General features: G+C 62.0%; 9 protein-coding genes. All 9 read right to left on the minus strand.

Annotated elements, in window-relative coordinates:
• Nucleotides 1-6: 6 nt before the first annotated feature.
• The 9 genes from acs to BLU85_RS24740 all read right to left on the minus strand — a co-directional run bounded on the left by acs (nt 7) and on the right by BLU85_RS24740 (nt 13,407).
• Entirely contained in the window at nt 7-1,944 is a 1,938-nt protein-coding gene (gene acs, locus BLU85_RS24700; protein ID WP_092204260.1) for an acetate--CoA ligase, read from the minus strand.
• Between the two features lie 199 nt (nt 1,945-2,143).
• Complete coding sequence (gene pgi / locus BLU85_RS24705) at nt 2,144-3,808, minus strand: glucose-6-phosphate isomerase (protein WP_092204261.1); 1,665 nt, start codon at nt 3,806-3,808, stop codon at nt 2,144-2,146.
• A gap of 329 nt (nt 3,809-4,137) precedes the next feature.
• On the minus strand, nt 4,138-4,998 hold the full coding sequence (gene panC / locus BLU85_RS24710) for a pantoate--beta-alanine ligase (RefSeq protein WP_092204262.1): 861 nt from the start codon (nt 4,996-4,998) through the stop codon (nt 4,138-4,140).
• Complete coding sequence (panB, locus tag BLU85_RS24715) at nt 4,995-5,795, minus strand: 3-methyl-2-oxobutanoate hydroxymethyltransferase (RefSeq protein WP_092204263.1); 801 nt, start codon at nt 5,793-5,795, stop codon at nt 4,995-4,997. The genes panC and panB overlap by 4 nt, the downstream gene beginning before the upstream one ends.
• Before the next feature lie 363 nt (nt 5,796-6,158).
• Nucleotides 6,159-6,644, minus strand: coding sequence for a 2-amino-4-hydroxy-6-hydroxymethyldihydropteridine diphosphokinase (gene folK, locus BLU85_RS24720; protein ID WP_092204264.1), 486 nt, complete (start codon nt 6,642-6,644; stop codon nt 6,159-6,161).
• A 3-nt stretch (nt 6,645-6,647) separates the two neighbouring features.
• Complete coding sequence (locus tag BLU85_RS24725) at nt 6,648-8,045, minus strand: polynucleotide adenylyltransferase PcnB (RefSeq protein WP_170847638.1); 1,398 nt, start codon at nt 8,043-8,045, stop codon at nt 6,648-6,650.
• A 791-nt stretch (nt 8,046-8,836) separates the two neighbouring features.
• Nucleotides 8,837-10,270, minus strand: a complete 1,434-nt coding sequence (locus BLU85_RS24730) for a sigma-54-dependent transcriptional regulator (RefSeq protein WP_092204266.1) — start codon at nt 10,268-10,270, stop codon at nt 8,837-8,839.
• A gap of 22 nt (nt 10,271-10,292) precedes the next feature.
• Entirely contained in the window at nt 10,293-13,247 is a 2,955-nt protein-coding gene (locus BLU85_RS24735; RefSeq protein WP_162491245.1) for a sensor histidine kinase, read from the minus strand.
• Nucleotides 13,231-13,407, minus strand: coding sequence for a hypothetical protein (locus BLU85_RS24740; protein WP_003176118.1), 177 nt, complete (start codon nt 13,405-13,407; stop codon nt 13,231-13,233). Before BLU85_RS24740 ends, BLU85_RS24735 begins: the two co-directional genes overlap by 17 nt.
• Nucleotides 13,408-13,460 lie beyond the last annotated feature (53 nt).

Genomic DNA, 13,460 nt, shown 5'->3' on the forward strand with positions numbered 1-13,460 from the left:
GAAACATCAGCGGTTCAGGCGCTTGTCGATCAGCCCCTCCACCACGCTCGGATCGGCCAGGGTCGAGGTGTCGCCGAGGCTGTCGAGTTCGTTGCAGGCGATCTTGCGCAGGATGCGTCGCATGATCTTGCCCGAACGGGTCTTGGGCAGCGCGGGTGCCCACTGGATCAGTTCCGGCTTGGCGAAGCTGCCGATTTCCTTGCTGACGTGGGCCAGCAATTCCTTCTTCAGCTCGTCATTGGCCTCCACACCGTTCATCGGCGTGACGAAGGCATAGATGCCCTGGCCCTTGAGGTCGTGGGGATAGCCGACGACGGCCGCTTCGGCGATGCTGTCGTGCAGCACCAGGGCGCTTTCCACCTCGGCGGTGCCAATGCGATGCCCGGAGACGTTGATCACGTCGTCGATGCGCCCGGTGATCCAGTAATCGCCGTCTTCGTCGCGGCGCGCCCCATCGCCGGTGAAGTAATAGCCGGGGTAGGGCTTGAAGTACGTGTCCACCATGCGCTGGTGGTCGCCATAGACACTGCGAATCTGCCCAGGCCAACTGGATTTGATCGCCAGTACTCCGCTGCAGGCGCCGCTGATTTCCTTGCCCACCTCATCCAGCAAGACCGGTTGCACACCGAACATCGGCCGGGTGGCGCAGCCCGGTTTGAGCCGTGGGGCACTGACCAACGGGCTGAGCATGATGCCGCCGGTTTCGGTCTGCCACCAGGTATCGACAATCGGGCAGCGCTGTTCGCCTACCGTGTTGAAATACCATTCCCACGCCTCCGGGTTGATCGGCTCACCGACGCTGCCGAGCAATCGCAGGCTTTTGCGGGACGTTTCCTGCAACGGCCCGGCCCCTTCGCGCATCAACGCGCGCAGGGCGGTCGGTGCGGTGTAGAAGATATTGACCCGATGCTTGTCGATGACCTGCCAGAAGCGCGAACTGCTGGGGTGGCTCGGCACGCCCTCGAAGATCAGCGTGGTGGCGCCGTTGGCCAGCGGGCCGTAGACGATGTAGCTATGGCCGGTGACCCAACCGACGTCGGCGGTGCACCAGAACACTTCGTTGTCGCGGTAGTCCAGCACGTACTTGAACGTCATCGCCGCTTGCAGCAGGTAACCGCCCGTGGTGTGCAGCACGCCCTTGGGTTTGCCTGTACTGCCGGAGGTGTAGAGGATGAACAGCGGGTCTTCGGCGTCCATCGGTTCGGGTGGACAGTCGTCGCTCATGTCGTGCATGGCCTGGTGATACCAGAGGTCGCGACCTTCGACCCAGCCCACCTCGCCCTGGGTGCGCTCGACCACCAGTACGGTGCTGACGTTCGGGCAGCTTTCCAGGGCCTTGTCGACGTTGCGCTTGAGCGGTATGAAGCGCCCGCCACGCACGCCTTCGTCAGCCGTGATCACCGTGCGGCAATCGGCATCGAGAATCCGGTCGCGCAGGGAGTCCGGCGAGAAGCCGCCGAACACCACCGAATGCACCGCGCCGATGCGGGTGCAGGCGAGCATGGCGTAGGCGGCCTCGGGAATCATCGGCATGTAGATGCAGACCCGATCGCCTTTCTTCACGCCGCGGCTTTTCAGCACGTTGGCCAGGCGGCACACATGGTTGTGCAGTTTCTTGTAGGTGATTTGCGCCGATTCGGCGGGGTTGTCGCCTTCCCAGATGATCGCGATCTGGTCGCCACGGGTGTCCAGGTGACGGTCGATGCAATTGGCGCTGACGTTCAGCTTGCCGCCGGCGAACCAGGTCGCGTCGCCGTTCTTGAGGTCATAGCGCTGGACGGTTTGCCAAGGCGTCATCCAGTCGAGAAAGCGTGTGGCCTGCTCGGCCCAGAAAGCACTGGGGTGTTCGATGGATTCTTTGTAGAGCCGCTTGTACTCGTCCTGACTCAGTTGCGCAGCCCGGCGGACGGCATCGGCTTGGGGGTACTGGCTGATATCGAACATGACGGTTCCTTATTCTTGTTTTGCGACAAGTCATAAAGATGCGCCGAGTAGCGGGAGGGTTCAAGTCATGCACAAACAACTGTGGGAGCGAGCTTGCTCGCGATGGCGGTGTGTCAGTCAACATGAGTGTCAACTGATCCACCGCTATCGCGAGCAAGCTCGCTCCCACAAAGGTCAGTACCTGGAGTGCGACCTACGATCAGCCGCGGTGACGCCCGCGGAAGTAGTTGATCAAGCCCTGGGTCGAGGCATCTTCGGCCGGGTTTTCTTCGCTGCCCACCAAGCGGTTGTAGACGCCCTTGCCCAGTTCCTTGCCCAACTCCACGCCCCATTGGTCGAAGGCGTTGATGCCCCAGACCACGCTCTGCACGAACACTTTGTGTTCATACAACGCTACCAGTGCGCCGAGGCGCCGTGGGCTGATGCGTTCGACCACGAGGGTGTTGCTCGGACGGTTGCCCGGAATCACCTTGTGGGACGCCAATTTCTGCACCTCTTCTTCGCTGGCGCCCTTGTCCCGCAGCTCGGCTTCGGCCTCGGCGCGGGTCTTGCCCAGCATCAGCGCCTGGCTCTGGGACAGGCAGTTGGCGTACAGCCACTGGTGATGGTCGGAAACCGGGTTGAAGCTGACGATCGGCACGATGAAGTCGGCCGGGATCAACTGGGTGCCCTGGTGCAGCAACTGGTGGTAGGCGTGCTGACCGTTGCAGCCGACGCCGCCCCAGATCACCGGGCCCGTGTCGGTCGACACCGGGGTACCGTCCTGGCGCACGCTCTTGCCGTTGGATTCCATGTCCAATTGCTGCAAATGCTTGGTGATGTTACGCAGGTAGTGGTCGTACGGCAGGATCGCATGGCTCTGCGCACCCCAGAAATTGCCGTACCACACCCCCAGCAGCGCCAGCAGCACCGGCATGTTCTGCTCGAACGGGGCGCTCTGGAAATGCTGGTCCATGGAATAGGCGCCGGAGAGCAATTCCTTGAAGTTCGACATGCCGATGGCCAGGGCGATCGGCAGGCCGATGGCCGACCACAGCGAGTAACGCCCGCCGACCCAGTCCCACATCGGGAAGATGTTCTCTTCACGGATGCCGAAGGCCACGGCGGCGGCGTTGTTGCTCGACACGGCGATGAAGTGGCGATACAGCTCCGCCTCGGAACCACCCTGGGCCAGGTACCAGGCGCGGGCGGCCTGGGCATTCTTCAGGGTTTCGAGGGTGTTGAAGGATTTCGACGAGACGATGAACAGCGTGGTCTCGGCGCGCAGCTTCATGGTCAGTTCATGGAACTCGCTGCCGTCGATGTTCGCCAGGTAGTGGCAGCGAACGCCTTTTTGCGCGTAGGACAACAGCGCTTCGGACACCAGTTCCGGGCCGAGGAAAGAACCACCGATGCCGATGTTCACCACGTCGGTGATGGGCTTTTCGGTGTAGCCGCGCCACAGGCCGTCGTGAATGCGGCCGACCAGGTCAGTGATCTGGTTCAACACCTTGTGCACGTCCGGCATCACGTTGACGCCGTTGACCAGCAACTTGTCGCCCACGGGCCGACGCAGGGCGGTGTGCAGGGCCGGGCGGTTTTCCGAGGCGTTGACGATTTCGCCCTCGAACAGCGACTTGATCGCGCCCTTGAGGTCGACTTCGTTGGCCAGACCCACCAGCAGATCGCGGGTCTGGGTGTTGATCAGGTTTTTCGAGTAGTCGAGAAACAGGCCGCAGCTCGACAGGGTGAATTGAGTGAAACGCTGCGGATCGGCATTGAACGCTTCGCGCATGCTGAAATCCTGCATGGCTTTGCGGTGGTCATTCAGCGCTTGCCAGGCTGGCAGAGCGGTCACGTCATGAGGGGTTCGGTAATACGCCATCGCTGCGGGTTTCCTTTTTACTTGAACGACCTTTTGTACACTAAAAATTCCGGCGCGGCTCGAGGTGGGCATCCGGACACTGCATCGACATGATCGCCAGACGCAGGGCGACTACAGTAAACCTCGCGTTGCAATCTGTCTTGACTTTGTCTGACCGGTACCCGGTACTTTTTTATACAACGGGGGCGGGAACGGTCCGACAGACGGAACGCAGATGACTCACTGTGGGAGCGAGCTTGCTCGCGATGGCGTCAGGTCAGCCGATATCGATGTCGACTGATGCATCGCTATCGCGAGCAAGCTCGCTCCCACAGGGTTTTTGTGATGTTTCAGGCGGGGGTGTCGAGGTCCAGGTGCAGGTTGTCGATCAGGCGCGTGGTGCCGAGGAAGGCGGCCACCAGAATCACCAGGTCGCGGTCCTCGCTCAACGCCGGGCGCAAGGTCTTGGCGTGACGGATTTCCAGGTAATCGGGACGCAGGCCGGCAGCTTCCAGTTGCTTGAGCTGTTCGCCGATCAACGTCGGGAAATCCCGCCGGCCCTGCTTGATTGCCTCGGCGATCTGGCTCAGGACGCGATAGACCACGGGCGCGACGGCACGTTGATCCGGGCTGAGAAAGCCATTGCGTGACGACAGCGCCAAGCCATCCTCGGCACGCACGGTCGGCTCGCCGATGATCTGGATCGGCATGTTCAAGTCATGAACCAAGGCGCGGATCACCGCCAGTTGCTGGAAGTCTTTCTGGCCAAACACCGCGATGTCAGGCTGGACCATGTTGAACAGCTTGCTGACCACCGTCGCCACGCCCTCGAAATGCCCTGGACGACTGGCGCCGCACAAGCCTTCGGACAATTGCGGGACGCTGACCCGGGTCTGTCCGGCCATGCCGTCGGGGTACATTTCTTCGACGCTGGGGGCGAACAGCAGATGGCAGCCGGCCTGGAGCAGTTTTTCCTGGTCGGCCGCCAGGGTGCGGGGGTATTTGTCCAGGTCTTCGCCAGCGCCGAATTGCAGTGGATTGACGAAAATGCTCGCCACCACGAAGTCGGCCCGTTGTGCGGCCTTGGTGACCAGCGCCACATGGCCGCTGTGCAGGTTGCCCATGGTCGGCACGAAGGCGATGCGTTTGCCTTCGCCGCGGGCACGGGCCACGGCGGCGCGCAGTTCGCGTACGGTTTTGACGGTGTTCATGCGGAAAATCCGTGTTCGGCGCCCGGGAACGTCGCGGCCTTGACTTCAGTGACGTAGGTACTCAAGGCGCCCTGGATGGAGGCTTGCCCGGCCATGAAGTTCTTCACGAACTTGGGCACGCGACCGGTGATCGACAGCCCGAGCATGTCGTGCAGCACCAGCACCTGGCCATCGGTGGCGTTGCCGGCGCCGATCCCGATCACCGGGATCTTCACCGCCTGGGTGATTTCTTCAGCCAGCTCGCTGGGTACGCATTCGAGCAGCAGCATCGCCGCGCCCGCCTGCTCCAGCGCAATCGCATCGGCGCGCATCTGCCGCGCCTGGTTCTCATTGCGGCCCTGGACCTTGTAGCCGCCGAGGATATTCACCGCTTGGGGGGTCAGGCCCAGGTGCGCGCACACCGGAATGCCCCGCTCGGCCAGCAGCCGAATCGAATCGGCCAGCCACAACGCGCCTTCTACCTTGATCATGTGGGCACCGGCCTGCATCAGCATGGCGCTGTTGGTCATGGTTTGTTCGAGGGTGGCGTAGGCCATGAACGGCAGGTCGGCGAGGATCAGCGCATCGGTGTTACCGCGCTTGACGGCGGCCACATGGTAGGCCATCTCGGCGGTGGTCACCGGCAGCGTGCTGTCGTGACCTTGCAGCACCATGCCGAGGGAATCGCCCACCAGCAGCACTTCGACACCGGCCTCGTTGCAGGCATGGGCGAAGGTTGCGTCATAGCAGGTCAGCATGGCGATTTTTTCACCTTTTTGCTTGAGACCTTGCAGCGTGGTCAGGGTAATAGCTGGCATGAAAAAGTCCTCATTAGGCGCTCGTGAATGACTGCGAGTAACGCGCATGATTCGTTATCTATACAGGCGCACCTTCTATGCGTGGTGCTTGTAAGGCCTGGATTGCGCCCTTTAGTGCCGCGTTGGCGGCAGCGGGACGCCTATAGTCGTGAGGAGCAATCGGGAAGTCAATTGGATGTGTTACCGCCGGGTGTTACCGAGGTGACTGATGCGTTTCAGCTTGGGGGGCGCCCCGGATGTGACTGTCCGGTACCGGAGCCTGTGGGAGCGAGCTTGCTCGCGATGGCGGTGTGTCAGTCACCCTGGATGCTGGATGTGCCGACGCTATCGCGAGCAAGCTCGCTCCCACAGGGGATGTCTTCGTCAGTGGGCGGGCAGGCGTTCCAAACCGACGAATGGGCACGCGGCAAGCAGGTCCTTGAGCAAGCGTCCATCGGCCAGGCGCAGGTCGGCGGGGGCCAGTTCGGCCAGTGGGTACAGGACGAAGGCCCGGGCTTGCATATGGTAGTGAGGGACCTTGAGGCGGGGCTCGTCGATCAGGCGATCGCCGAACAGCAGGATGTCCAGGTCCAGGGTGCGCGGCCCCCAGCGTTCGAGGCGTTCGCGACCTTGTCCGGTTTCGATGGCTTGCAGCGCATCGAGCAGGTCCAGCGGTGCCAGGTGGCTGTCCAGCGCCGCCACCGCATTGGTGTAGCGCGGCTGGCCGGGAAGCAGGGAGTCGCTTTGATAAAACGCCGAGACTCCCGCCAGTTGGGTATCGGGCAATTGCGCCAGCGCCTGGACGGCACTGCGCAGTTGTTCGGCGGGTTCGGCCAGGTTGCTGCCCATGCCGATGTAGATGCGCTCCATCGATTACTCGCCCGATGCGCTCGGTACACCGGCACGCTTGCGTTTGGCACCGCTGCTGCGGCGACGCTTGCGCGGGCCGCTGGCGCCGTCATCCTTGCCGCTGAGCTCACGAATCATATCGCGGCGCTCGCTGTCGTTGGCGTCCTGGTAATCGGTCCACCATTCGCCCAGGCCATCGGTCTGCTCGCCCGCGCTTTCGCGCAGCAGGAGGAAGTCGTAGCCGGCGCGGAAACGCGGATTTTCCAGCAGCAGGTCGGCACGTTTGCCGCTGCGCCGTGGCAGGCGCTCCTGCATGTCCCAGATCTCGCGGATCGGCATCGTGAAGCGTTTTGGAATGGCGATGCGCTGGCACTGTTCGGCGATCAGCTCGTGGGCGGCTTCCTGCATCGCCGGGATCGGCGGCATGCCACGGTCTTGCAGGCGCAGCACCCGGGCCGGCAGGGCAGGCCAGAGCAAGGCGGCGAACAGGAACGCCGGCGTCACCGGTTTGTTCTGCTTGATACGCAGGTCGGTGTTGATCAGTGCTTCGCTGATCAAGGTGTGGGTGTAGGTCGGGTTGTGCTCCAGGGCCTCGGCGCTGGCGGGGAACAGCGGATCGAACAGTTGCAGGTCCACCAGCATCTCGAAGGTGTCTGCCGCGTTGCCTGACAGGAACAGCTTGAGCACTTCCTCGAACAGGCGCGCCGAGGGGATTTCCCGCAGCATGGGCGCCAGTTCGCGAATCGGCATGGCGCTGTGCTTTTCGATGCCGAAATCCAGCTTGGCGGCGAAACGCACGGCTCGCAGCATCCGCACCGGGTCTTCCTGGTAGCGCTGCTTAGGATCGCCGATCAGGCGGATCAGACGATTGCGAATGTCGTGTACGCCGTTGGCGTAATCGAGGATGCGTTCGCTGACCGGATCGTAATACAGGGCATTGATGGTGAAGTCGCGGCGTTGCGCGTCTTCTTCCAACGTGCCGTAGACGTTATCGCGCAGGATGCGTCCGCTCTCGTTGCGGGAAGACTGGTTGCTGTCTTCCTCTTCATCGTTTTGCGGATGATTGGCGCGGAAGGTCGCCACTTCGATGATCTCGCGGCCGAAGTGGATATGAACCAGCTTGAAGCGCCGGCCAATGATCCGCGCATTGCGAAACTCTGCCCGTATCTGTTCCGGCGTGGCGCTGGTGGCGACGTCGAAATCCTTGGGGGTGATGTTGAGCAGCATGTCGCGCACGCAGCCACCAACCAGGTAAGCCTGGTAGCCGGCGTTCTGCAAACGTTCGACGATGTTCACCGCATAACGGCTGAACTGGGCCTTTTGCAGCGAATGCTGGCCGCTGTTGAGCACTTCAGGCGTGCTGCGAATGTGTTGCGTACGACGCAAGGGAGAACGGAATGACTGGAACAGCTTCTTCAGCATGGGATGCACTGTTTGAAGGAATATTCGGCCAAAAACGAAGAATGACCGCATGATGGGCGGGGATTCTAGCATTTAGTCGAGGGATGGTGTAGGACGCAGGCGTTTGAGCTGCAAGCTTCAGGCGACAGGCTTGTAGGCTGCGGGGGAGGCGGAACGACAGAAACCACAAGGGGAGCCGGAGCTCCCCCAGAATTAGTTGCGTGCTCTGTTTTTATTATTGGTTTCGGGCTTCTTGTTTTTGTTGAGTGCCCGCGCCACGAGGTTTTCCCTTCGTGACCCTCCCAATCGGGAGCCAAGAGCAAACGGATTGCTTTGGTCGCTGTGTTGCAGTGATCAATCGATCCAACCAGTTCAGGCACCTGTCTTGAGACAGTTTTTATTGTTCTCGGCCTGGTTGTGGGGCAAGCCCCAAATACAACGCCTCTCCAAAAGAATCAGTTAGCTGCGCCTCTCGCCGTCTTGTTTTTATTGTGCGTGAGTCGATTCGTCTTGTTTTTATTGTCTTTTGCATTGCTTGTTATTGTTCTTGTACCAAAGGTATAGCAGGGTGCGTGCCAACTTTTGCGAAACCCAGAGAAACCGGGGGTTCTATGGGTGTGGCCATTTTTCCGAGGCGAAAAAAAGCCGGGGTTTCGTTACCGTAAACCCCGGCTTCTGTTACGTGAAAAAGACTGGGGTAACAGTTTTTTCACATTCCCTGTGGGAGCGGAGCTTGCTCGCGATGGGGGATATCAGCTTGCCTATAGCGCGACTGACACACCGCTATCGCGAGCAAGCTCGCTCCCACACAGTCAGCTTTCGCTGGTCGCCCCGGTCTTGCGCCGTGGGATGCCCAGGCGCTGGCGCCGTTCCCACAGGCACTTGCGGCTGACGCCCAGCTTGCGTGCCAGCTCGGTCTCGGTCATGTGGTCCTGGTGTTCGAGGACGAAATGCTGGAAGTAATCCTCCAGGGACAGGTCTTCGGTGGGTTCGTGGCTGGTGTTGTTGGCAGCGCCGCCTTGTTGTGGGGCCAGGCCAATGAATTCTTCGTCGTCCAGGTCGCTCAGTTCGATGTCGATACCCAGCAGGTCGGCGGAGATTTCCGGGCTCTCGCACAGGATTACCGCCCGCTCGACCGCGTTTTCCAGCTCCCGAACGTTACCCGGCCAGGCGTAATGACGAATGGCCTGTTCGGCGTCCGGGGCGAACTTGAGATCGGTGCGGTTGACCCGCGCGCTCTGGCGGGCCAGAAACGCCTGGGCGATTTCATTGACGTCCGCGCCACGCTCGCGCAGGGCAGGGAGCTTCAAGGCGATCACGTGCAAGCGGTAATACAAGTCCTCGCGAAACTGGCCGATTTTCGCCAGGCTCTTGAGATCACGGTGGGTGGCCGCGATCAGGCGGACATCGACCTTCTGCGACTGCACCGAGCCGACCCGGCGGATTTCCCCCTCCTGGAGCACCCGCAGCAACCGCGCCTGGGCCTCCAGTGGCAGCTCGCCGATTTCATCGAGGAACAACGTGCCGCCGTCTGCCGCTTCCACCAGCCCGGCACGCCCGGCACTGGCGCCAGTGAACGCCCCTTTCTCGTGACCGAACAGTTCGGACTCGATCAGGCTCTCCGGAATGGCCGCGCAGTTCACCGAGATCATCGGTGCCTTGGCTCGGCGCGACAGGTTGTGCAGGGCACGGGCCACCAGCTCCTTGCCGGTGCCGGACTCGCCCTGGACCAGGACATTGGAGTCGGTCGGCGCGACTTTGCGGATCTTGCTGTACAGGTCCTGCATGGGCGGGCAGGAACCGATGATGCCGATCTCGCCATTACTGTTGCTGGCCCCGACTTTCACCGAGGCGGTGGTCTTGCCGACGGGTTCCGCCGGGTTGCTGGTCGCCGCCTGTCGGTCACGCAGGATGCGGGCCACGGCCTGGAGCATTTCGTCGTGGTCGAACGGTTTGGCGATGTAGTCCACCGCGCCCATTTTCATGGAGTCGACCGCCGAGCGCAGGCTGGCATAGCTGGTCATGATCAGCACCGGCGTGCCCTGGCCGAGCTTGATCAGCTCGGTACCCGGGGCGCCAGGCAGGCGCAGGTCGCTGACAATCAGGTCAAACGTGGGAATGCTGAAACGCTCTTGTGCTTCCTGCACTGAACCGGCTTCGCTGACCTGGTACTGGTTGCGTTCCAGCAGGCGGCGCAAGGCGGAGCGGATAATTGTTTCGTCTTCGACGATCAAAATGTGCGGCATTGATTCGATTCTCTCGACGGTCTCAGTTCACAGCGGACGTCGCTTCGACATGACGCGGCAAGGTCACCCGGATACGGGTGCCGCGCTGGCTCTGAACATCGGCCGGGCTGTCGATGGTGATTTGTCCATAATGCTCTTCAACGATGGAATAGACCAGTGCGAGGCCCAGACCGGTGCCTTCGCCAGGATCCTTGGTGGTGAAGAAGGGTTCGAACAATCGGTCCATGATGTTCTGTGGGATACCGCTGCCTTCGTCTTCGACGATCAGGTCGACCGTGTGTTCGAACGCTTCGCTCTTGACCCGCACCGCGCTGCCGGCCGGTGAGGCGTCCCGCGCGTTGGAGAGCAGGTTGATCAACACCTGGGCGAGCCGCTGGGGGTCGCCATCGACCCAATGATCCGGGTCGCACAGGTTGAAGAATTGCACCTCGAAATTGCGCCGGTTGAGGGCCAGCAGACCAATGGCGTCCTGGGCCACTTCGGCCAGGCAGACGGGCTCGTCATTGTGCTGGTGACCGCCGGCATGGGCGAAGCTCATCAGCGACTGGACGATGCGCGACACGCGCTTGGTCTGTTCGAGGATCTGGCCGCTGATTTCCGTCAGCTCGCCGTCGTCCTCGCGCTCTTCGCGCAGGTTCTGCGCCAGGCAGGCGATGCCGGTGATCGGGTTGCCGATTTCGTGGGCCACCCCGGCGGCCAGCCGGCCAATGCTTGCCAGGCGTTCGGAGTGGACCAACTTGTCTTCGAGCATCTGGGTGTCGGTCAGGTCTTCCACCAGCAGCACCAGGCCGCTGTTGCCCGGTGCCAACGGCTCGTCGATCGCCGCCTTGTGCAGGTTCAGCCAGCGGGTCTGGCCGTCGAGGGCCAGGTGCTGTTTGTGCAGGTGCTCGTCAGGCAGGTCGATGAAGCCTTGCAGCAAGCCTTTCCATGGCTCGCCCAGGGTGCTCAGGCGTGAACCGACCACGCGCTGGGCGGCGATCCCGGTCAGTTCTTCCATGGCCTTGTTCCACATCAGGATTTCCTGGTCCTTGGCCAGGGAACACACGCCCATCGGCAGTTCCTGCAGGGTCTGGCGGTGGTAACGGCGCAAGGCGTCCAGTTCGGCGGCCAGGCCGGTGAGGCGCGAATGGTAATCCTCGAGGCGGCTTTCGATGAAGTGGATGTCTTCGGTGACATAGTTCTCGCCACCGGCCTTGTAGGGCAGGAACGTCTCGACCATGTCCTGGGCCACGCTGGGGCCCATCAGGCCGGACAGGTTGGCCTCGATCCGGTCCCGCAGGCGACGCAAGGCATACGGGCGGCGTTCATCGAAGGGCAGGTAAAGGTCGCGCAGGGCCTGTTCGACTTCCTTTTGCGCGGCTTTGGCACCCAGGGGCTTGGCCAGTTGCGTGGCGAACTCCTGGGGCGAGGCGGCGTGCAGCTCGCGGCGCTGCGGACGACGAACATTGTCGACCGCACAGGCTTCGGCGGCGCTGGCCTCTTCGCTGCTGGCGTTGGTGAACAGCGAGATCAGGGTGAACATCAGCACGTTCGCTGCCAGGGAAGCGATGGCCGCCATATGCCAACTGGTGTCGTCGAGCACGTAGATCATGTTCAGCAGTGGAATATAGAAACCCTGCAAGTTGCCCATCAGCGGCAGCAGCATCGCCACCAGCCACACCAGGATCCCCGCCAGCAGGCCGGCGATGAAGCCGCGGCGGTTGGCGGTCGGCCAATACAGCACCGACAGCACGCCGGGCAGGAACTGCAAGGTGGCGACGAAGGCGACGATGCCCAGGTTGGCCAGGTCCTGCCCGTCGCCCAGCATCAGGTAGAAACCGTAGCCGGCCATGATGATCGCGACGATCAGCGCCCGTCGGGTCCATTTCAGCCAGCGGTAGATGTTGCCTTCGGCCGGTGGCTGGTAGAGCGGCAGCACCAGGTGGTTGAGGGCCATCCCCGACAAGGCCAGCGTGGTGACGATAATCAGGCCGCTGGCCGCCGACAGGCCGCCGACGTAAGCCAGCAAGGCCAGGGCCTTGCTGTTGGCGGCGATGCCGATGCCCAGGGTGAAATATTCCGGGTTGGTGCTGGCGCCCAGCTTCAGGCCGGCCCAGAGGATCAACGGCACCGCCAGGCTCATCAGCAGCAGGAACAGCGGCAGGCCCCAACTGGCGCTCACCAGCGAGCGCGGGTTGAGGTTTTCGGTAAAGGTCATGTGGTACATGTGCGGCATCACGATGGCCGAGGCGAAGAACACCAGCAACAGCGTGCGCCACGGACCTTCCTGCAAGGGCGTGTGCAAGGCGGCGAGGGCGGTCTGGTTCTGCAGCAGCCACACTTCCAGCTGTTGCGGGCCGTCGAACACGCCGTACAGGGCATAGAGACCGACGCCGCCGATGGCAATCAACTTGATCACCGACTCGAAAGCGATCGCGAACACCAGGCCTTCGTGTTTCTCCCGCGTGGCGATGTGCCGGGAACCGAAGAAAATCGTGAACAGGATGATCAGCACGCAGAAACTCAACGCCACCCGGTGCTGCACCGGCTCGCGCGTCAGGATGCTGATGGAATCGGCCACGGCCTGTATTTGCAGGGCCAGCAACGGTAACACCCCGACCAGCATGAAGATCGTGGTCAGGGCGCCGGCCCAGGTGCTGCGAAAGCGAAAGGCGAACAGGTCGGCCAGGGAGGACAGTTGGTAGGTGCGGGTGATTTTCAGGATCGGGTAGAGCAATACCGGCGCCAGCAGGAACGCGCCCGATACGCCGAGGTAACTGGAGAGGAAACCATAGCCGTACTGATAGGCCAGCCCGACCGTGCCATAGAACGCCCACGCGCTGGCATAGACACCCAGCGACAGGGTGTAGGTCAGCGGGTGGCGGATGATCGCCCGGGGAATCATGCCCCGTTCGCTGATCCAGGCCACGCCGAACAGCACCGCCAGGTAGGCGGCGCTGATCAGGATCATCTGGGTCAGGCTAAAGCTCATCGGCATCTTTTTGGCTCTGCAGGATGAAGGTCACGACAATCAGGATCAGCCAGAGCAGATACGGCCGATACCAGGCACCCGTGGCATCGATCCACCAATCCATGATGGCCGGGGAGAACAAGTAAATCCCCACTACCAGGAGCAGGACCAAGCGATAGATATACATCCCGGCCTCTCTAATTTATGCGCGTGCCCGAAAACGTGCGGCGATGGTAACGG

The organism is Pseudomonas sp. NFACC14 (assembly GCF_900106885.1).
Classification (GTDB): Bacteria; Pseudomonadota; Gammaproteobacteria; order Pseudomonadales; family Pseudomonadaceae; genus Aquipseudomonas; species Aquipseudomonas fluorescens_AA.